Origin of the sequence: Rhizobium sp. AN6A, assembly GCF_900215635.1 — a bacterium.
In the GTDB taxonomy this organism is placed as follows: Bacteria; Pseudomonadota; Alphaproteobacteria; order Rhizobiales; family Rhizobiaceae; genus Agrobacterium; species Agrobacterium tumefaciens.
This window is the reverse complement of record NZ_OCNC01000004.1, coordinates 2715743-2736728: the sequence shown is the minus strand read 5'-3', so window position 1 is coordinate 2736728 and position 20986 is coordinate 2715743. Positions and strand designations below refer to the sequence as shown.

Annotated in this window: 19 protein-coding genes and 1 pseudogene; 10 read left to right on the top strand and 10 right to left on the bottom strand. The window is 57.6% G+C overall.

Features of this window, described 5'->3' with window-relative positions; genetic code table 11:
• Positions 1 to 16: 16 nt before the first annotated feature.
• Positions 17 to 2725 carry a hypothetical protein gene (locus tag CRO62_RS27375; RefSeq protein WP_097102812.1) on the top strand — a complete coding sequence of 903 codons (2709 nt, stop codon included), beginning with the start codon at positions 17 to 19 and terminating at the stop codon, positions 2723 to 2725.
• Between the two features lie 83 nt (positions 2726 to 2808).
• Entirely contained in the window at positions 2809 to 3702 is an 894-nt protein-coding gene (locus CRO62_RS26045; RefSeq protein WP_097102810.1) for a hypothetical protein, read from the top strand.
• A 21-nt stretch (positions 3703 to 3723) separates the two neighbouring features.
• Here the strand turns inward: CRO62_RS26045 and CRO62_RS26040 are convergent, their stop codons facing one another.
• From CRO62_RS26040 to CRO62_RS26015, 8 genes are all read right to left on the bottom strand, one after another.
• On the bottom strand, positions 3724 to 3918 hold the full coding sequence (locus CRO62_RS26040) for a type IV toxin-antitoxin system AbiEi family antitoxin domain-containing protein (RefSeq protein WP_097102808.1): 195 nt from the start codon (positions 3916 to 3918) through the stop codon (positions 3724 to 3726).
• 131 nt (positions 3919 to 4049) lie between these two features.
• Positions 4050 to 4286, bottom strand: coding sequence for a hypothetical protein (locus CRO62_RS26035; protein ID WP_097102806.1), 237 nt, complete (start codon positions 4284 to 4286; stop codon positions 4050 to 4052).
• A complete protein-coding gene (locus CRO62_RS26030) occupies positions 4283 to 4552 on the bottom strand; it encodes a hypothetical protein (RefSeq protein WP_097102804.1) in 270 nt (89 codons plus the stop codon). Before CRO62_RS26030 ends, CRO62_RS26035 begins: the two co-directional genes overlap by 4 nt.
• 391 nt (positions 4553 to 4943) lie before the next feature.
• Positions 4944 to 5159, bottom strand: a complete 216-nt coding sequence (locus CRO62_RS27095; protein WP_143539412.1) for a hypothetical protein — start codon at positions 5157 to 5159, stop codon at positions 4944 to 4946.
• A gap of 142 nt (positions 5160 to 5301) precedes the next feature.
• A complete protein-coding gene (locus CRO62_RS27090) occupies positions 5302 to 5514 on the bottom strand; it encodes a hypothetical protein (protein WP_143539411.1) in 213 nt (70 codons plus the stop codon).
• A complete protein-coding gene (locus CRO62_RS26025) occupies positions 5511 to 5726 on the bottom strand; it encodes a helix-turn-helix transcriptional regulator (protein ID WP_210201861.1) in 216 nt (71 codons plus the stop codon). The genes CRO62_RS27090 and CRO62_RS26025 overlap by 4 nt, the downstream gene beginning before the upstream one ends.
• Before the next feature lie 77 nt (positions 5727 to 5803).
• Positions 5804 to 6394: a hypothetical protein gene (locus CRO62_RS26020; RefSeq protein ID WP_097102802.1), complete on the bottom strand. Its 591-nt coding sequence runs from the start codon at positions 6392 to 6394 to the stop codon at positions 5804 to 5806.
• Positions 6391 to 7584 carry an integrase gene (locus tag CRO62_RS26015; RefSeq protein WP_097102800.1) on the bottom strand — a complete coding sequence of 398 codons (1194 nt, stop codon included), beginning with the start codon at positions 7582 to 7584 and terminating at the stop codon, positions 6391 to 6393. The genes CRO62_RS26020 and CRO62_RS26015 overlap by 4 nt, the downstream gene beginning before the upstream one ends.
• Before the next feature lie 429 nt (positions 7585 to 8013).
• On the opposite strand from CRO62_RS26015, the gene CRO62_RS26010 reads away from it, so the two are divergent.
• The 6 genes and pseudogenes from CRO62_RS26010 (at position 8014) to exoR (ending at position 16135) form a co-directional block, all read left to right on the top strand.
• Positions 8014 to 8685, top strand: a complete 672-nt coding sequence (locus CRO62_RS26010; RefSeq protein ID WP_097102798.1) for a protein-L-isoaspartate O-methyltransferase family protein — start codon at positions 8014 to 8016, stop codon at positions 8683 to 8685.
• Between the two features lie 355 nt (positions 8686 to 9040).
• Positions 9041 to 10000, top strand: a complete 960-nt coding sequence (popZ, locus tag CRO62_RS26005; RefSeq protein ID WP_097102796.1) for a cell division protein PopZ — start codon at positions 9041 to 9043, stop codon at positions 9998 to 10000.
• A 194-nt stretch (positions 10001 to 10194) separates the two neighbouring features.
• A complete protein-coding gene (locus CRO62_RS26000; protein WP_019566150.1) occupies positions 10195 to 13038 on the top strand; it encodes a valine--tRNA ligase in 2844 nt (947 codons plus the stop codon).
• Between the two features lie 448 nt (positions 13039 to 13486).
• On the top strand, positions 13487 to 14776 hold the full coding sequence (locus tag CRO62_RS25995) for an outer membrane protein transport protein (RefSeq protein ID WP_003515621.1): 1290 nt from the start codon (positions 13487 to 13489) through the stop codon (positions 14774 to 14776).
• A gap of 268 nt (positions 14777 to 15044) precedes the next feature.
• Positions 15045 to 15353 (top strand): hypothetical protein, encoded by a 309-nt coding sequence (locus CRO62_RS25990; RefSeq protein ID WP_233283652.1) that lies wholly within the window; start codon positions 15045 to 15047, stop codon positions 15351 to 15353.
• Positions 15340 to 16135, top strand: a pseudogene (exoR, locus tag CRO62_RS25985) (exopolysaccharide production regulator ExoR). The gene CRO62_RS25990 and the pseudogene exoR overlap by 14 nt, the downstream one beginning before the upstream one ends.
• A 129-nt stretch (positions 16136 to 16264) precedes the next feature.
• Here the strand turns inward: exoR and xth are convergent.
• Both xth and erpA read right to left on the bottom strand, forming a co-directional pair.
• Positions 16265 to 17062 (bottom strand): exodeoxyribonuclease III, encoded by a 798-nt coding sequence (xth, locus tag CRO62_RS25980; RefSeq protein WP_097102794.1) that lies wholly within the window; start codon positions 17060 to 17062, stop codon positions 16265 to 16267.
• 308 nt (positions 17063 to 17370) lie between these two features.
• Positions 17371 to 17703: an iron-sulfur cluster insertion protein ErpA gene (erpA, locus tag CRO62_RS25970; protein WP_003515615.1), complete on the bottom strand. Its 333-nt coding sequence runs from the start codon at positions 17701 to 17703 to the stop codon at positions 17371 to 17373.
• Between the two features lie 229 nt (positions 17704 to 17932).
• On the opposite strand from erpA, the gene CRO62_RS25965 reads away from it, so the two are divergent.
• Positions 17933 to 19150, top strand: a complete 1218-nt coding sequence (locus CRO62_RS25965) for a deoxyguanosinetriphosphate triphosphohydrolase (RefSeq protein WP_097102790.1) — start codon at positions 17933 to 17935, stop codon at positions 19148 to 19150.
• A 76-nt stretch (positions 19151 to 19226) separates the two neighbouring features.
• Entirely contained in the window at positions 19227 to 20984 is a 1758-nt protein-coding gene (gene argS, locus CRO62_RS25960; protein ID WP_097103335.1) for an arginine--tRNA ligase, read from the top strand.
• The last annotated feature ends 2 nt before the right edge of the window (positions 20985 to 20986 follow it).

The following is a 20986-nucleotide window of genomic DNA, read 5'->3' as shown; positions in this document are numbered from 1 at the left end:
TTTGATAGGTTCGACCATGACAACACGCACAGCAACCCTCCGTCTCCAGATGATCGACTCGGTCAGCGGCCCCTCTAAAAACGCCGCGAACTCTCTCAAAGGCGTTGACGGCGCTCTGGCCCGGTTCGGCCGTGGCGGTACTCCAGAGATCAGGCGGATGGTCAAGCAACTGGAGCACCTTCAGAAGAAGGCGGGCTCCATCGAAGACTTCACCGCGCAGCGGCGTGGGTTCAAAAACCTCAGCACGCAGATGGCGGCGGCGCGTTCGAACGTCACCCGTCTCGAGCAAGCGCTGAAGGATGCGACCAAGCCGACGGCGAAGATGAAGTCCGAGCTGGAGTCTGCAAAGGTCCAGCTGAAAGCGACCAGTCAGGCGTTCCGCGAGCAAGGTAATGCCGTACGGGGCGCTGAACGCGCGCTCCAGTCCTACGGCATCGCCGGCCGACGCGGTATTTCCAGCTCGCAGCAGTCCATCCGTGGTGAGATTGCCAAAACGATCCGTGAAATGCGCCGCCTCGATGCGGAGGCTCGCAGACCCAAGCCTCCGCGCCAGCCGCCACCGCCACGCCAGCCACCCGGCCAGCGTCCTCCAGGGGGCGGCTCGCCCGCGTATGAGGCCGCGGCCGCCGCCGGGGGAACGATGGTGACCGGCGGCGCCAAGCGCGCGGTGCAGGCCGGCGCAGGCCAAGAGGCAGCGGCGACCCGCATTCTTGCCACGTCGAACAATCCTGGCGAAGTGCAGCGTGCTCGCGCTATCGCGGCAAAGGTCACTGCGCGGTTTCCCTCCACGTCGCAGGAGCAGTCCCTGCACGATTACGTCGAATTTCGGTCGCTGGCAGGTACCGGAAATCCGAATGCACCGATTGATTTCGAGAAAATGGAGCGCGACTCGCTTGCAATTGCCAAGGCGCGGGCCGCCTTGCAGGCGAGCGGATATGAACTGTCTGAGCAGGACGTTCGCAATCTCGCGCTGACGGTGGAGGGCTCCGGCCGCGCTGGCGATCCGAACGCAATAGAGGACGTGCTCAACGCATACGTCCGGGGAAAGCAGGTTTTCGGAACTGGCGTAACATCAGACGCATTCCGCGATTTCGTCGCCAACGCCAAGTCCGCGAACTTCTCTATGAGCGATCCAGCGTTTTACGGATCGACTGTCGCCCGACTTGCGCAAGGCAATGCATCTCGGCTCGGCAACGAGGCGGCACAGGTCATGTCCACTCTGGTTGGCGGTCGAATGACCAAGCAGGGGGCTAATTGGCTTTCCAACGCGGGCCTTATCAGTCCGGATCAGATTAAATCTGGTGAGGGCGGCAAATTCTACATCGAAGGCGAAATCAAAGGGGCAGATGTACTGTCGACAGATCCGACGACTTGGGCGCAGCAGGTATTGATGCCAGCGTTGAAGCAGGCGGGCGTGCTCGACCCGGAAAAGATTAAGGCTAGAATGGAGACCCTTCAGAAAGCTGACCCCACAGGGGACTCCCATGTGATTGAGGAGCGCGCCATTCATGGTCTTGTCGCTGACAGCCTCGCGAAGAGCGGATTCAGGTCAACCGTCACCGACTTCCTGGCACATGCGATCGGAAACGAACTGATAACCGCTCGCGGCGTGGAAATGATGAACCGTTCGCAGGGGCTCGATGCGGCAAACAGTATTGGTCAGAATCCAGTAGCGTCACTTAACGAGCTGGGGACTTCGCTTACCAATTTCGGCGCGGTACTCACTAATCCCGCGATGCAATCCGCTGGCTCGATCTTACACAGCATGGCTGGCGGCATATCTGAGGTGTCCGGCGCTCTTGAGCGGTGGCAGAAGGATCATCCAGAGGCGGCCAAAGCTGCCAGCGTGGCCGGTCCTGCTGTCGCCGCTGGAGCTGGTGCCACCGCAACATATCTCGGTGCAAGGGCGCTATATGGACGGATGTTCGGAGGAAGCGCAGCCGCAACGGGACGCGGTGCTGGGGCTGCATGGGGTGTTGCCAGAACCGGTGCCCGTTTCCTTGGGCCGCTCGGCGCGGCTATCGCAGGATGGGAGATCGGCAGCTATCTCGGCAAAGGTGGGCGAGAGCTCGGGACCATTGCCGGCGGCAAGCACTGGATGCCGAAGGATCAGGATGACGCCGCAGATCTGCGCGCGCAGGCGGATGAGAAGAGACGGAAAATCGCTGAGATCCGCGCCAACTCCAGAATTCCGGAGATGGCAAACACGCTGATCCAACCCCTCCAGCAGGATCTCGACATGCTCGAGAACCGTATCAGGTCGTTCGACCAGCTGCAGGTGAAGCCACAGATCGACTCGAGCAGCATCGACGCAGCGCAGGCCAAGACGGATGCGCTAAAAGCAACGCTGTCACGGTGGGGCGTCAGTAACCGCGGCAACACAGGTGCCGTTGGGGATCCTGCCACGCCGATCTCGGGAGCAAGGGCAAGAGGTGGACCTGTTTCTGGGGGCAAATCTTATCTGGTCGGCGAACAAGGCCCTGAGATATTCACGCCAGGTCGCAGCGGTGGCATCACCCCGAACCATGCGCTCGACAGTGGCGGCGGGATCGTGGTGCATGCACCGATCCAATTGACCTTCAACGGCTCGTCAGCGGCAGACGTGAAGCGCGCGGCAACTGAGGCGGCGCAGACGCTGGTGGCGACGCTAACTTCAGGCCTTGATCAGAAACTGAATCGAGAGGCGCAGACCTCGTTTTCAAACGTGAACTACGGGGAAGCATAATTTCGGTGAATGGTTGGTAATTATCCATTATCGATTGCAGGACTCGAGTACTATGCCTGCAATCGAAATGGGGGATTCATCGATTGATTGAAGGAATAATCAAAAGCCTCAGTGAGACGAAAGACCCAATCAGCGACGTCCTTCGCAGAACACTCGTCCTTACATATCGAATTAAAAATGAACGGGTGCGGGGATGGGTCGAAAAAGAGCTCAATGGTTACTCTTTGGATGAAGAGTTACCAGACTACCGGAAGGCAGTCGGAACAGCCAAAGGTCTTTTCATTGGCGGTTTCGGGCAACAAATCAATGATCAGCCTTTGGCAAGCAGCATTCTAAAGCCAGAGCATCGTCACTGGGCAAGAGATATCCGCCTACGTCAGCCGATTGCATCGTACGAACGTAACGATCCGGCGAAAACTTCAGCGATCCAGTGGCCCGCTGATCTGGTGATCATGTACCAGGAAAAATTCTTCGAGGATCTCGCCCTGAATCGTGCGTGGCTAGAAATACCGGGGTCGGTTATCACCGGTCTTGTGGACACCGTCCGAACTAGACTGCTCACCTTCATGCTCGAAATAGAAGCAGCATCTCCAGGCGAAGGAGAGACGTCACTCGCCCAAATCCCGCCGACCACAGTCGATCGTATCTACAACGTTACGATCATGGGGGGGAACAATGTGCTCGGAGCCGTTGCCGAATTTAAATCCGCCACAGTGGTCGCGGGCGACATCAACAGCTTGCGAGATTCACTTCGCGCACTTGGCGTAGAGCAAGATCAGCTTGCAGAGCTAGACACCGCCCTGACAGAGGACCAGCTGCTCACCGTCGATCAGGAAAAACCTAAAAGCGTCGGCAAAAAAACCCTTGAGTGGATTGGAAAAGCCGCTAGGGCGACGGGTAGGAGAGGACTGGATGTTGGCGGCGCGGTGGTTGAAGAGGCAATCAAGCGCGCCGTCTTTGGCTATCTTGGGTATTAGTACCGACTCCCACATCCTCGATCACTGCTTGCCACTAATTGCGGCCAGTCGGACATATGTAGCATAGTACTGGACCGTTTTTTTCATGTCCCAACGGTCGTGGCCGATCTTGCCCTCAATCCATCCATCCTTGACAAGCTTCTGCAGCGTCCTTTCATGAATGCCGAGTACTGCTGCCATTTGCACCGTTGTCACCACATCGGGAATATTCGCCATTTTTGTCTCCTTAAAACGAATCCGAATCGAAGAAATTTTTGAGCTAAAATCGCTCAAAGGCTGCGCTGCCGTGCACCCGCGGTCCCTGCCCACCCGCCCGGAAGAACCTAACCGCGGGGTGGGCAAGGGCGTCACGCGCCAGCCTCGTCAAGTGTGCAGTCGACGGCCTCACAGCCGCGTTTACGGGCCTCGACCTCTGCAACGAGCATCGCATGTTCGAAGCAATCGAAGTCACCGATCGGCGTGGCTCGGTGTCGCCAGTCGCCTTCGATGACGACGAAGCGCGTTGCGTTATCAGGTGCAGTTACCGTGAACTGATCGGTGCGTAGGACACGCTGCACCAATTTTGCGACGTGGACAGAGATCATTGCAGCGTCTCCCCTGGCACCATCTCCTCTGCCTCCGGCGCAATGTGGAGGACCTTCCACCCCTGCTGCATGGCGAGCTCCGTTGCCGCATCGATAGCAGCCTGGCGGTTTGGTGCCGTGCCGGCGACGTTCATGTCCGGGCCGCTGACGAAAATCCCCCATGCGCGATGCTGGGTGGCGGTCTCGAACATCGCCACGCCGTCGGTGAACGTCTGCGACGTAACCACGATTGGACGGATGCTGATTGTTGTTTCTATGGTGGTCATGAATCTATCCTCAACTCTACTGAACCATCGCTATGGCTACGATGGTGGCGCGGCACATGTTTCACCGACCGCGTCTTCCTCACCGTCTGCGTCTGTGTCTGGTCTTTTTCTTCTTTTCGGTCTGGTTCTCTGTCTCTGTCTCTGTCTCTTATATCGATAGCGTCGCGATACTGTTTCGAGACGCTATGCATAGCGATCCTGCGCGGCAGCTCGTCCTTTCTGGGCAGACAATCGACGTGACCTGTTCGCCTCATCGAATTCCGCTTCAACGATCGATCTAAGGGTGTCGCTTTCGATATTGGATATCAGGCGCTCAGTACCCTGCGCGTGCTTGTCATTCATGGGTGGAGAGAAGCGGAACCAGCCTTTTACGAAAACCTCTTCCGTCGCTTCATCGTGAGCTATCAGGGCCGGCAGTCACCACCTGTTCGAGTGCTGTCCGGTATCGCTCAACATCCCATGAAAGATCCGCCGCCGCGTAGGCATCCGGTAGCCGGAAACAACCAGCGCTGCTTTGGTGGTCGCAGGCGAGAAAATAAATATGGGCGAGGCGGGCATCGCTTTCGAGGTTGCGGAAACGCCGGGAACGCCAGATTGCAGGGCTCACTTTTGAGAACTCCCTCGACATTAAAATCCCCATAAATGTTGACTTTTCAGGGGCTTCGTCTGATTATTCATGTGACATTGAAGACGAAGCATTGACCCGCCTGCTGCCAACAGGCGGGCTTTTTATCGAGACCTACTGAGCTCTATCGTTTTCCGCCAGCGCGGCGAAGCTCGTCGCGAATGTCGGTCAGCTCCAACTCCCACCGCGCCCCAGCAACAACACTCTCATTTTCAATTCTTACGAGCCGGTAACGCCCTACGTTGTGGATGTGGCGGACCTTGGCGCTTGATCGCTCAATTCTGAGGCCAAGCCTTTCCGCCTGCCCACGAAGGCGCTTCAGAGAGGGCGTCCTCATCGGCTTGCTTCTGGTTTGACGGTCTGGGCTACCACAAAGGCTCGAATATCCGATTTTCGATAGAAGACCCGGCGGCCAAGCTTGACGAAAGCAGGCCCCTTCTTTTCGCCGCGCCAGACTGTAAGCGTGCGTGGCGTCTGATGGATCAGCCGGGCAGCCTCTGTTTCGTCGATGAGGTCGTCCAGCACGTCGACTTGCTCAATCTTTTCCACTTCGCTTATCTCCGCTTCAGTCGTTTTCGATGCTCGGAAAATACGCGAAAGTGCGGAACGAACCTATGCAGCGACTATCAGGTTTTTCCGGCTCTCGCTGCACACTCGACTTCGCTGCGGATCAGATCGATTTCTGCCGCACGGATTTCATCACGAAAAACCTTGAAAGCGTTTATTGCTGCTCGCATCTTCAGGCCCTCGCCAGCAGCGCGACAAACTGGGGCGATCGCAGACTCGAAGAAACGAGCCGCTGGGCTACCGCTCTCCGAAAGGGCAATTGTGCTCACAAGCGGGGAAAACGAACCTTCTGCATGCGCAAAGACTTCGAAGGCCTCGACAATAAATCGCAGCCGTGCGCGGTGTTCTTTGGGGCGGTTGATAAGGTCGAGTTCTGCATTCCAGCGGTCGATCTCGTTGGCGATCCGTTCCCTATGGGTGAGGTCGACGGGTTCGCTGAAAAGTTCCTTGACCACTTCTAGCGCATCAAGCTTTTCTCGAATGCCCTCAACAGTCGACATCCGCGCGCGCTGTATATACTCGGCCGCTCGCGCCGCGAGGACAGCAACCACTTCATCGTCAGTCGCCACATAAGTCCCGAAACAGATTGGCCCCGGGAGAGATTCGAGAATGGCGGCACGCTGATCTAGATTGTAACTAAACAGGCTCACTTGGCGCCTTTCCGCTTAACCAGAGACGTTGCGCCCTTTGTTTCGGCTCCTCTAGCGAGCGCCGCGGTGATGCGATCACCGACGTCCTGTGCGGCTGATGATGCTGGGTCTCCGACGAGATGCACATACCTTGCCGTAGTTGCTGGGACCGAATGACCGAGCAATGCGCCGATCATCGGCAGGTTATGACCCGCGAGCGCAGCCTGCGACGCAAACGAGTGACGGCAGTCGTAAAGGCGAACGTCTGGTACCTTGGCCTCTTTCCGTACCTTGATCCAGGCCCGTGTGAGATTTTGGTAGCTTGTATCTTTTGCCTCGCCGGCGAAAACGAACTTACCAAAACGGGGCATCGCAGTGAGCACTGACCATGCGAGGCTCGAGCAGTAAAGGACGCGCTGCCGATTCGCCTTACTGTCAGGAAGTACGACGCGCTTGCGTTCATGATCGAGAAAGCTCCACTCGATCGACCGGATCTCTGCCGGCCGCGCTCCAGTCAAAATGGCAAATTTCAGTGCGCCGCAGGCATGAACAGAAAGCTTCTTTTCCGCCTCGATCCTAGCAATTGCGTTGAACACTCGCTCCATCTCGTTATTGCTTAGTATCCTCTCCTTCACGCCCTCCCGATAGCGTTTAATCCCCGCCGTTAGACCGGGGCGTTCTCCGTACGCCAGAACTGCCGACAATAGCTGGAGCGTATAATTTGCTCGGCGGGGCGTCTCAGCCTTGTCAGCATGAAGCTTGCGCGCATCATCTTTAGTGATGGAAGTAAACGTACGGCCCTCGAAGCGGACTTTCAACTCGTTAGCGATCTTCTCATAGTCCCGGATAGTCAATGGCTTCAACTTGGGGCGGACATGTTCTTCGAGCCACCGTTCCACAACTTGGTCGAATCCGTCATCGTCCTGTCTCGTTGCCTGCTTTGCTTCCTTGCGTGGATCTACGCCGCCGCCCATCTTGTTGAGCGCATCGCGGGCGGCGGCCCTGGCCCTTGTTGCCGACATTTCAGGATGCGTCCCCAAGGAGACGCGCACTGGTTTACCACCCAGCCTGCGTTGCGCTACGAAAATCTTGGTACCGGCAGGTGTGATCCTAACCCCAAACCCGCTGACGATCTCATCGAAGTAGAGGCGGTCTTTTCCATCGACCGCAAGCGCATCAACAGAATCGAAAGTCAGTTTGAAGGATGCCATTCCTGATACCTTAACAGAGTCCCCGGGACTACATTTTTAGCATCATTTTCCCGAATGTACAAAGGATCAAAAAGCATATTTATGTAGTTAAAACAATTCGTATAGTGAGTCCCGAAACCACGCGAATACCCGCCCTCGAGCCTGCAAATCCTTGTACCCCGGTTCAATTCCGGGCGAGGCCTCCAAAAATTCACCGAATAGAACCTGTTTTTTTGAACCTTTGGCTCACCTTGCGGTCATTGGCTGCTCTTGCCGTTCTAAAAAATCCCGGCCATTTCGCTTTTTCCGGCACTTAGGGCTCAGCGCGCTTGAAAGCGCAGGCGTGGGCAATTATGAGATTGTTTAAAGGCGAGGGGAGACCCGTGCCGTTTTGAGCTTTTGGGGCCGAGGCTTCCCGACCGGCATCCGCGAAATTGAGGCGATAACGATATGATGGATTTCGAAACCGCACGCGCCAATATGGTCGACAGCCAGTTGCGCACGACCGACGTGACGTCGCATTCGGTGCTGAAGGCGTTTTTGAGCGTGGCGCGCGAAGCTTTCGTGCCGGCGGGTGTGCGGCAGATTGCCTATGTGGACGAGGATCTGCAGATCTGTGCCGCCCGGGATGGTCGCCCGGCCCGTTACGTTATGAAGGCCTCGCCGCTGGCGAAGCTTTTGCAGCTTGCGGCGGTGACCAAGGAAGACGTGGTGCTGGAAGTCGGCGGCGGCGCCGGTTATACCGCGGCCATCCTGTCCCAGCTCGCCGGTTCGGTGGTTTCGCTCGAATGCGACGAAACGTTGGCAGCTGAGGCGACGGAGACGCTGGCCTCACTCGGATATGACAATGTTGCTGTTGTCACCGGTGATCTCGAAAAGGGTTATGCGGGCGAAGCACCCTATGACCTGATCTTCATCAACGGCTCTGTCGAGGAAGTGCCGGCGGCACTGACCGACCAGCTGCGCGACGGCGGACGTCTTGTCGTCGTTGTCGGATACGGTAACGCTGCCAAGGCAACCGTTTACCGCCGCGATGGCAACAGCACCTCGGCTGCAACCTCTTTCAACGCTTCGATCAAGCCTTTGCCCGGTTTTGCCAAGGCGGACGAATTCGTTTTCTGATCTTTAAAAGCGATCATTGTTTTGGACGCCGGGGTGGACTTTCCGCCCCGGCGTTTGTTTTTGCGGGTGCCGCACCGGCAGACCCGCTTCGCCCACCCAATTGCCCAAAAAGACCATTCTCACAAAGCTGTGCATCACGGCGAAACTTGTCGAATCAGTGATTTAGTTCCTGACTATGCTGCCCTAGACTAAGGGTGATTCGGGGTGTGCGTATTTCTACCCCTTTTCAGGCCATCGGCCCGAAAACCGGAAGCGATTTTCGACAGGAACGATGTGCAGATTTAAAATGTTGGAGCGCCCTTTGGGCGTCCGTATGGACGCAAGGCGGTCTAGAGAGTGGAAACCGGGGATTGATATGGCTCAGCCAAGCGTAGCGCGTGAACCGTCCATGGAAGAGATCTTGGCGTCCATACGCCGGATCATCGAAAGCAACGAGACCGGGCCTACCGGCGCGTTTTCCGGGCAGTTGCCGCCTGTCTATGACGACGAAGACGATGGCGCAAGCGAAGCGTCCTTCGTGACGGAGGCCATCAGCCCGCCGGCACGCGTTCCCCCCGCCGCAAACCAGGCATTTGGCGCAAGGCCGGTGCAGGATTTTTCCGCGGCCTCCGAAAAGCAGACGCCAGAACAGCAGGAAATCTCGGCCGAGAAAAGCATGTCGCTGGCCGATGTTGCCGCGCGCGTTCGCGCTGCCGCCGACCGCAACGCTGCCATGGGGCCGCAGGCATTTGCCGCCCAGGCGCAGCGTGAGCCCATGCAGGCAGCCCCGGCCGCTCATTCTTCCAGCGTACCGCAGCCTTCGGCTGTGCAACAGGTTGAACGCCCTGCGCCGCAGCGCCCGACGGATGTGCGGCCACTGCTGGCGGCCGCTGCCGCGAGCACCAGTGAACAGCCGGCAGCTTTTGCCGCCGAGGATCGCGCTGCTGCTGCCGCTGTCGAGAGCGCAGCTTTCGAGAACCGCTTCGACCAGCTGACGCTGCGTGGCGCCATCGAAACGCCTGTGGCCCAGGAGCATTTCGAGATTTCGGTGCAGGAACCTGCTGTCGAGATGCCGTCATTCGATCTGGCCGAACCCAAGGAAGAGGGCGGCCTTTCGCTCAACCTCATTTCCGCGGCTGCCGGTGCGCAGATCGCCCGTTCCTTCAGCGAACTTGCGGAAATTTTCGATGGCGTCGAACGACGCTCAATCGAGGATATGGCCGCCGAAATGCTGCGTCCGATGCTGCAGGACTGGCTGGAAGACAATCTGCCGACCCTGGTTGAGCGTCTCGTGCGTGAGGAAATCGAACGCGTGGCGCGCGGCTCGCGCCGCTAGGCCCTGTTCGTCCGCATCTTGTAACATGCGCAAGATAATGAAACAGAGGCCGCTCCGGCACCGGGGCGGCTTTTTTGTTGAAGATGAAGGCGCTATGGGGTCATAGTCGCTGACGGGTCGGTTTCTGTTGACTCTCGACCATCCATCCTTATTTAAAAAAATCCACACAAGAACTCTAAAATTCAGGTCAGGAAATGCTCGAAAAGACCTACGATTCCGCATCCGTCGAACCGAAGATCGCCAAAGCCTGGGACGAGGCGAACGCTTTTCGTGCCGGCGCCAACGCGAAACCGGGCGCGGAAACCTTCACCATCGTCATCCCGCCGCCGAATGTGACCGGCTCCTTGCATATGGGCCATGCGCTCAACAACACGCTTCAGGACATACTGGTCCGCTTTGAGCGCATGCGCGGCAAGGACGTGTTGTGGCAGCCGGGCATGGACCATGCGGGCATCGCCACGCAGATGGTCGTCGAGCGCAAGCTGATGGAACAGCAGCTTCCGGGCCGCCGCGAAATGGGCCGTGAGGCCTTCGTGGAGAAGGTCTGGGAATGGAAAGCCGAATCCGGCGGTTTGATCTTCAACCAGCTGAAACGCCTCGGTGCGTCCTGCGACTGGTCGCGTGAGCGCTTCACTATGGATGAGGGTCTGTCCGAGGCCGTTCTCGAGGTGTTCGTCACCCTTTACAAGCAGAACCTGATCTACAAGGACAAGCGCCTCGTCAACTGGGACCCGAAGCTGCAGACCGCGATTTCCGACATGGAAGTCGAACAGCTGGAAGTGAAGGGCAATCTTTGGCACTTCCGTTATCCGCTGGAAAAGGGTGTGACCTATCAGCACCCGATCGCATTTGACGAGGAAGGCAAGCCCACCGAGTTCGAAACGCGCGATTACATCGTTGTTGCGACCACGCGGCCAGAAACCATGCTCGGCGATACCGGTGTTGCGGTGAACCCGGAAGACGAGCGCTACAAGGGCATCATTGGCAAGCATGTCATCCTGCCGATCGTTGGCCGCAAGATCCCGATCGTTGCCGATGACTATGCCGATCCGACGGCCGGAACTGGCGCCGTCAAGATCACGCCTGCGCACGACTTCAACGATTTCGAGGTTGGCAAGCGTTGCGGTCTGCGCGCCATCAACGTCATGAATATCGATGGCACGATCTCCATCAAGGAGAACGAGGATTTCCTCGAGGGCCTCAATCATCCGGCGGCGCTGCACGGCGCATGGGATCGCCTGGAAGGGCAGGATCGTTTCTTCGCCCGCAAGGTCATCGTCGAAATCTTCGAGGAAGCCGGCCTGCTCGACAAGATCGAGCCGCACAAGCACGTCGTGCCGCATGGCGACCGTGGCGGCGTGCCGATCGAGCCGCGCCTCACCGACCAGTGGTGGGTGGACAACAAGACGCTGGCTCAGCCGGCAATTGCCTCGGTTCGCGAAGGCCGCACCAATTTCGTGCCTAAGAACTGGGAAAACACTTATTTTCAGTGGATGGAGAATATCCAGCCCTGGTGTATCTCGCGGCAATTGTGGTGGGGACACCAGATTCCGGCATGGTACGGCCCGGATGGGCAGGTCTTCGTTGAAAAGACCGAGGAAGAGGCTCTTCAGGCCGCTATCCAGCATTATATCGCCCATGAAGGTCCGTGGAAGGCCTGGGTCGAGGAGAAGCTTGAAAACTTCAAGCCGGGCGAAATCCTGACCCGTGACGAAGACGTTCTCGATACATGGTTCTCTTCGGCGCTGTGGCCGTTCTCGACGCTCGGCTGGCCGGAAAAGACGCCGGAACTGGCGCGCTATTATCCGACCAACGTGCTTGTTACCGGTTTCGACATCATCCCGTTCTGGGTCGTCCGCATGATGCAGATGGGTCTGCATTTCATGAAGGACGATGCCGGCAATCCGGTCGAGCCGTTCAGCACCGTTTACATCCATGCGCTGGTTCGCGACAAGAACGGCCAGAAGATGTCCAAGTCCAAGGGCAACGTCATTGATCCCCTGGAACTGATCGACGAATACGGTGCGGATGCGCTGCGCTTCACGCTCGCCATCATGGCGGCGCAGGGTCGTGACGTGAAACTCGATCCGGCACGTATCGCCGGTTATCGCAACTTCGGCACGAAGCTCTGGAACGCCACGCGTTTTGCCGAAATGAACGGTGTAAAGCGCGATCCGCATTTCCTGGCCGAAACCGCATCGCTGACGATCAACCGGTGGATCCTGACCGAGCTTGCCAACACCGCGCGCGATGTGACGGCGGCTCTTGAGAACTTCCGGTTCAACGATGCATCCGGCATCCTCTACCGTTTTGTCTGGAACCAGTTCTGCGACTGGTACCTGGAATTGCTCAAGCCCGTTTTCGGCGGCGAGGATGAGGCGGCGAAGGCGGAATCGCAGGCCTGCGCGGCCTATGTTCTGGATGAGATCTACAAGCTCCTGCATCCCTTCATGCCTTTCATGACGGAAGAGCTGTGGGCGCATACGGCGGGCGAGGGCGAGGAGCGGGCTGATCTTCTCTGCCTTACCGACTGGCCGACTCCGGAATTCCGCGACGATGCCGCGGCTGCGGAAATCAACTGGCTGATCGATCTGGTTTCCGGCATCCGCTCGACGCGTGCCGAGATGAACGTGCCGCCGGGCGCCACCGCATCGCTGGTGGTGGTCGGTGCCAACACCTCGACAGAAGCGCGGCTGGATCGCCATGCAGCCGCCATCCGGCGCCTGGCGCGTGCCGATGAAATCCGTGGTGCCGATGTGGCGCCCAAGGGCTCCGCGCAGATCATCATCGGTGAGGCCACCGTCTGCCTGCCGCTCGGCAACCTCGTCGATCTCGCGGCCGAAAAGGCCCGTCTCGAAAAGGCGATCGGCAAGGTGGACGCGGAGATGGAACGGATCGACAAGAAGCTGTCGAACGAAAAATTCGTGGCCAATGCCGATCCGGAGGTTGTGGCCGCCGAGCGCGAGCGCAAGGCGGAACTGGAAGTTCAGTTGACAAGTCTTCGAACCGCCCTGCAGCGGGTCAGCGAAGCAGGATAAGGTTCCTGTTGCATGTAAAATCAAAACGCCCCGTGAAACGGGGCGTTTTGCGTTCTGTCAGGTCTGGCTCAGTTCATTGCTGCGTTGCAATGGCGAATCATGCACTGCGTGACAGCGCGATTATTTCAGCCGCGAGGCGCACAAAACCGCGCGGCAAGACGAAAAAGATCAATAAAAACGGCCTGATAAGCGATTTTCTTCGGAAACGTCCAACTGTGGTTATTTGGCGACATTTCCGGTGCGGGTTGGGAGTTTGTTTCGTTTTGTGTCGTTTTTTTTAATTGGATTAGAATAATAGCCTAAAATGATTATGTAAGATGCCCAACATCAAAAACTTACGTAAAAAAATGGCCATCCGGTGGCAACCGCGCCGCGCCGCGGCAGATTGTCATTTGCCACAAAGCATTTCACTCTCTCAATGATCACATTGCCTTGATTGGGGAGAGAGATGGCAAAAACTGCATTTTTTCGCGGCGCAGTATGTTTCGTAGCCAGCATCGCGGCGGTCACGCCTTCACTGGCGGGCGGCCTCGAGCGCGGTGGCTACAATATCGACCTGCTGTTCGACCCGTCCGACTATGTTCTCGACAGTTCCGCCACATTCGTTGCGCCTCAGCGCAAGGTTGAGAATGCGCGTGACAATCCGCTGAAGAGCGGTCCGCTGCCTGCGACTTGGTCAAGGAGTGCAGATGACTCTGAAAACTTCTGGTCGACCCGCATCGGCGCCAAGGCGGCAATCGGCGATTTCGGCGACTGCATGTTCGATTATTCGCAGCCTTGGGGCGCGCATCTCAATCCCGGCATCTGGCAGGGATCGAGCTACAATATCGAAACCAAGGTGAAGTCGCACAACTACGCCACCACATGCCGTGTGAAGTTTGATCTTGGCAAGGGCGACTTCTCGATTATCGGCGGCGGCTTTTACCAGGAGATCAGCGGTTATAAATACCGTCAGGTTCTTGGGCCAGCTGTTCTTGGCCTCAATCCGGCCTGGTCCAGCTTCAGCGGCGTCGGCAAACTTGAGATGGAAGGGGACGGTTGGGGCTGGCGCGCCGGCGTTGCCTACGAAATCCCCGAGGTCGCCTTCCGTGCGAGCCTTGTTTATAACAGCGCCGTCGATCACGACCTGACCGGGTTCGCCGACGTCAGAGGGGTTCCGCAGACGCCGCCGTCCATCTCTCCGACGCTCGCGAAATACGGCGGCAAGCTCGTGCCGATCTATGGCTCTGTTTCCATGCCAGACAGTATCGAACTCAAGGTGCAATCCGGCATAGCGCCGGACTGGCTTGCTTTCGGTTCGGTGAAGTGGACTGACTGGAGCCAGATTCAGGTCATTCCTTTCTGCGCTGTAGGGACGTCTCCCTGCGTTCCGAGCGGCGCTGACACGCTGAACACGCTAGACCTGTTTTATCGTGATGGCTGGACGATTTCCGGCGGCGTTGGTCACAAGTTCAACGAACAGTGGAGCGGTGCTGTAAGCCTAACCTGGGATCGCGGTACATCGACTGTCATCGGCACCCAGACCGACACCTGGACGCTGGGCACGCAGATCGTCTACTCGCCGAACAAGAATATCGAGTTCAAGGTTGCCGGTGCTCTCGGTCTCCTGACCTCCGGTAGCTCATCCATCAACGGTGGACCTTGCGGCGCTGGCTTCACCTGCGGCAACGAGGCGGGCTACGACTTCGGCAACGATCTCGTGGCTGCGATCTCTACGGGCGTCAAGGTAAAGTTCTGACACCATTCGCACACCTGAACGAAAAGAAAGGTCCGGTTTACCAACCGGACCTTTTTTCGTTCCCGACTATGATTCCTGCTCGATAAAAATTTCTAGCCCGAAAGTTTTGTGACGATTTGGCAACACTTTTCTGCAAGCGTGGTGCCGCGTTGGAATGTGGGCATATCTGTCCATTTCCCGCCACAAACAAGGTGCTTGGCTTCTGTTTATGGACGCGGGGATGGAAGAACATGCAGGCGTTTGATGTGGGCCTGCGGAGTTGCGAAGAGTGAAAACGGGTTTGGATTCAGGGTTTAAGCAAGTAATACGGGAATTTGATCCGGGTTTCTTGTTTGGCGCTGACCGGCAGGCGGTCAAACGCCGTTATATTGCCGGAAATTATGCCTATATCTGTCTCACTGAAAATTTGGAGCAATTACCGCATATGACCACCGGCAGTGCGCTGGAAAGTGCTGCCGGAAAGACGCAGTGTGTTCGAAAAATCGCGACCCGGCGGGGTTCAGCTTTGCAGTATTCCGCAAGTATTGGCTATATGCCGGGAAGAGTGAGAGAAGTTCGCCTAAATGCTGAAATGTGAAGCACATGTTCTAAAGCCGCTCATCATGAGCCTTTTGCTTGCGTCGCTCGCAATGCCGGTGCTGGCTTTTGACATCAACGCAGGCGTTACCAAGGAATCCGGCCCCTTCGACCTGTTCAAGTTCGGCTTCAAGGCCTACAAGAACGGTAACAAGGACGAAGCCGTCGAGGCCTATCGCTATGCGGCCGAAAAGGGCCATACCGGCTCGCGCTGGGCGCTTGCCAATATGTATGCCTTCGGCGATGGCGTTGCCAAGAACGACTTCGAAGCCTTCAAGATTTACAGCGAAATCGCGAGCCAGGGTGTCGAGCCGGGCTCCGAGGATACCGGCTTCTTCGTCAACGCGCTTCTTTCGCTCGCAGATTATTACCGCCACGGCATTCCCGGCACTCCGGTAAAGATGGACCTGTCGCAGGCCCGCCAGCTTTATTTTCAGGTTGCTTCCACCTTTGGCGTGGCTGAGGCCCAGTTCCGTCTGGCGGAAATGATCCTTGCGGGTGAGGGCGGCCGGGCGGATGTGCAGCAGGCCAAGAAGTGGCTCAATCAGGCACGCAAGCACGGCCATGCCGGCGCCATGTCGATTTTCGGTAATCTGCTTTTCCAGGAAGGCCAGACGACGCAGGGGCTCGCCTTCATGACGGCCCGCGCTCGACAAGTGCACGGCGGTGGATTGCACCTGGATCCAGACCCTTCAGGAACAGGCTTTTTCGCTCGCGGGTGAAAACGATCGCCGCGCGGCCATCGCGATGGCGCAGAACATGCAGATCGACGATCCGAACTGATAATGATGTCTATTGTGGCTGAGGCGACTTAGAGCACGTCCTGTTTAAACGGAATCGTTTGACGTGCTCTAACTCTTTGTTTCTGAGCACTTTTACTGGAAATGCTCTAACTCACCCGGCGAGCGCCGTTCAATTGATCGGCGTGAAATTGAAATAACCGCAGACCGGTACGTGGTCGGACGGTTTTTCCCAAGCCCGCACATGTTTTTCGATGCTGACCGATTGCAGCCTGTCGGCAGCTTCCGCCGACAGCATGAGGTGATCGATGCGGATGCCGTTATTCTTCGGCCATGCGCCAGCCTGATAATCCCAGAAGGAATAAAGTCCGGGTTCATCCGTCGTCGCGCGTGCGGCATCGGTAAAGCCGAGATTTTCCAGCCTGCGGAATGCCGAGCGCGTCTGGGGCAGGAACAGCGCATCGCCCGCCCAGACCCGCGGATCGTGGCAATCGAAGGGTTCGGGGATGACGTTGTAGTCACCCGCCAGAATAAGCGGCTCCTCAAGCGCAAGGCGATCTTCGGCAAAGCGGCGCAGACGCTCCATCCATGCGAGCTTGTAAGGATATTTGACCGGATCGTCAGGCGGATTGCCGTTCGGCAGGTAGAGCGAGCAGACCCGGATCGCACCGCCATCAACGGAAAACACGCCCTCGATGAAGCGCGCCTGTTCATCGGCATCGTCGCCCGGCAGGCCGCGATTGATCTCGTCGGGCTTCATCTTCGACAGAAGGGCGACGCCGTTGAAACCCTTCTGGCCATGGGTCTCGACGTGATAGCCGAGCGCTTCCAGCTCAAGGCGGGGAAAGCCTTCGTCAACTGACTTAATTTCCTGAAGGCAAACGATGTCGGGCGATGAATCCTTCAACCACTGGCAGAGGTTTTCGATACGCGCCTTGACGCCGTTGATATTCCAGGTGGCAATCTTCATCGGAGTTTCCCTTTTGTGAGGTTACTTTTACCCGATGCAAGCGCGATTGCCACCGTTTTTGGAAACGGCTGGTGAGGATGTGGTGGATAGAAGCCGGGGCAGGGTAGATCTACAGCTATGGATGCACCGCAGCGTCCCCAAACCCTCATTCCTGTGCTTGTCACAGGAATCAAGTCAGCCCAAGTCCTTGGGCTGAAAGGGTTGTCTCGACGCGCAGACGCGCGTCGGCTGGATTCCTGTGACGAGCACAGGAACGAGGGCGAAGAGAAAGGCGTGAATGATCTCAAGCTTGGCGCTTGATATCACCATCAAATAGAAAAGCTGGTGCCGCAGCCGCAGCTTGCGACCGCGTTCGGGTTCTTGATCTGGAAGGACTGGCCGAGCAGATTGTCGACGAAGTCGATTTCAGAGCCGGCCATATAGACAACCGACAGGCTGTCGATCAGCACCTTGGCGTCTCCGCGCGCAATCACGATGTCGTCATCGGCGGGGTCTTCCGCCAGATCGAACTTGTAGGAGAAGCCCGAGCAGCCGCCGCCTTCCACCGAAACGCGCAGAGCCTGCTTGCCCGCATCCGCTGCGACGATCTGGGCGATTCGCTTCGCTGCGGCTTCCGAAAGTGTAATGTCGCTGTTTTCCATGTCGTTCCTCGTGCCGGGGTCAAGAACCGGAGAGCAATAGATTTGTCGCCACCATTATAAACCAGTCAAATAAACGGTCTATAGCGATGTCCGCAACGGCCTTTGCAGCGATGATGCTTTGCGCCGACCTTTGCGATAGGTATGAAGGGTGGATGAAAAGGTCAATGGTCAAAGGCCATGGACTTCGGGTCAAAGGAAGTCCCGGCCAGAGAACAGTACAGGTGGATGAATGATTATAGACCAGCGCGCATTGGGTTTCGGAAGTGGCGAGAGGGCGGTTTTCGCCTCTGATCCATGGACCACGCGCGGGCGTCTTTTTGCCGAGGAGGGTAGCCTGACGCGCTCGGAGTTCCAGCGCGACCGGGACCGCATCGTCCACACCACGGCCTTTCGCCGGCTTAAACACAAGACGCAGGTTTTCATCAGCCCTGACGGCGACCATTACCGCACCCGGCTCACCCACACGATCGAGGTTGCGCAGATTGCCCGCGCACTCGCACGTGCTCTGAAGCTGGACGAGGATCTGGCCGAGGGCGTGGCTCTGGTGCATGATTTCGGCCACACGCCGTTCGGCCATACCGGGGAGGATGCGCTGGATGCGGTGTTGTTGCCCTATGGCGGCTTCGATCACAACGCGCAGTCGCTGCGCATCGTCACCAAGCTGGAGCGCCGCTACGCCGAATATGACGGCATCAACCTGACATGGGAGACACTGGAGGGGCTGGTGAAGCACAATGGCCCGCTGGTCAATGCCGAGGGCGAGGGCGTGAAGGGCCCGGTTCCGCTGCCCATCCTCGAATATTGCGAGCTGCAGGATCTGGAAATCGGCAGCTATGCCAGCCTTGAAGCACAGATGGCGGCTATTGCCGACGACATCGCCTATAATACCCATGATATCGATGACGGCCTGCGTGCCGGTTATCTGAGCTTCGAGATGCTGGAAGAGGTGCCTTTCCTCAGCAAGCTGATGGCTGAGGTACGTGCGAAATATCCCGTGCTCGACAAGGAACGCTTCGCCAATGAAATCATGCGCCGCCAGATTACCCATATGGTCGAGGATGTAATCGGGGTCGCGCAGCAGAATCTTTCCCGGCTGAAAGCGAAGAGTGCGGCCGATATCCGCGCCGCCGATTTTACCGTCGCGACTTTCTCGCCGGAAATGGCTGAAACCGACAGGCAGATCAAGAAACTGCTGTTTGCCCATATCTACCGGCATCCGGAAATCATGCGCATCCGCGCCGGCGCTACGCAGATCGTTACCGACCTTTTCCACCGTTATATGGACGTGCCGGCAGAGATGCAGAGTCACTACTGGGTGGACAGCATTTCCGGTATGAGCAAGGCCGCAAAAGCCCGCCATGTGGGGGATTATCTGGCTGGTATGACCGACAGCTATGCACTGCGCGCCCACCAGCGGCTGTTTGACCACACCCCCGATTTGCGATAGGGCAGCGGGCGATCGCGAAGCCGACCCGGTTATGATGGCCGGACATGAACAGAAGCCCTTCGCGCAGGTTGGAACGATGAACATTTTTGCCGATTTCGATACCAGGATCAAAAACGCGCTCGAGACTCTCGATCTCGTGAAAGAGAACCGCGAAAAGGTCGATTTCAGTCGAATTACCGTCGAATCCCCGCGCGATCTGAGCCATGGCGATGTCGCAACCAATGCCGCTATGGTGTTGGCGAAGCCGCTTGGCACCAATCCCCGGGCGCTGGCCGAACTCATCGTGCCAGCACTTCAGGCCGATGGCGATGTCGATAGCGTCAACGTCGCCGGTCCCGGCTTCATCAATCTCAAGGTCTCTGTCGGTTACTGGCAGCGTCTTCTCGCCGACATGATCGGGCAGGGCATCGATTTCGGCCGCTCGAAGATCGGCACGGGCCAGAAGATCAACGTCGAATATGTCTCCGCCAACCCCACCGGTCCGATGCATGTCGGCCATTGCCGTGGTGCTGTCGTGGGTGACACGCTGGCGAACCTGCTCGCCTTTGCCGGTTATGGCGTGACCAAGGAATATTACATCAACGACGCCGGCTCGCAGATCGACGTGCTCGCGCGTTCGGTCTTCCTGCGTTACCGCGAGGCGCTTGGCGAAGATATCGGCGCCATTCCGTCGGGCTTCTACCCCGGTGACTATCTCGTTCCAGTCGGCCAGGCGCTGGCGGATGAATATGGCATCAAGCTGCGCGCCATGCCCGAGGAAAAGTGGCTGCCTATCGTCAAGGACAAGGCGATCGCCGCAATGATGGTGATGATCCGCGAGGATCTGGAGACGCTGAACGTCAAGCACGACGTGTTCTTCTCGGAGCGCACGCTGCATGAGGGCAATGGCGGCCCCATTCTCTCGGCCATCAACGATCTCACCTTCAAGGGCCACGTCTACAAGGGCACCCTGCCGCCGCCGAAGGGCGAGTTGCCGGAAGACTGGGAAGATCGCGAGCAGACGCTGTTCCGTTCCACCGAGGTGGGCGACGACATGGACCGTGCGCTGATGAAGTCGGATGGTTCCTACACCTATTTCGCCGCCGACGTCGCCTATTTCAAGAACAAGTTCGATCGCGGTTTTTCCGAGATGATCTATGTGCTCGGCGCCGACCACGGCGGCTACGTGAAGCGGCTTGAAGCGGTTGCGCGCGCCGTCTCGGAAGGCAAGTCTAAGCTGACGGTTCTTCTGTGCCAGCTCGTGAAGCTCTATCGCGATGGCGAGCCAGTGAAGATGTCGAAACGGTCAGGCGATTTCGTCACGCTGCGCGATGTGGTGGACGAAGTAGGTCGCGATCCCGTGCGATTCATGATGCTCTATCGGAAGAATTCCGAGCCGCTGGACTTCGATTTTGCGAAAGTGACCGAACAATCGAAGGATAATCCGGTCTTTTACGTGCAATATGCGCATGCCCGTTGCATGTCCATCTTCCGCCAGGCGCAGGAAGCGTTTCCGGGTCTTGCGCTCTCGCAGGACGACATGGCGTCTTCCGTTACTTTGATTAGCGATATCAACGAGTTGCAGCTGGTTGCAAAGCTTGCTGAGTACCCGCGCCTGATCGAATCCGCAGCCCTTGCGCACGAGCCGCACAGGCTTGCTTTTTACCTCTACGATCTCGCCAGTTCCTTCCATGGACACTGGAACAAAGGTAAAGACCATCAGGAATTACGTTTTATTAACGATAAAAACCGAGAATTGAGCATTGCCAGACTCGGGCTGGTGAATGCTGTCGCGAATGTTTTGAAGTCTGGTCTTACGCTTTTAGGAGCGGACGCGCCTGACGAGATGCGATAACA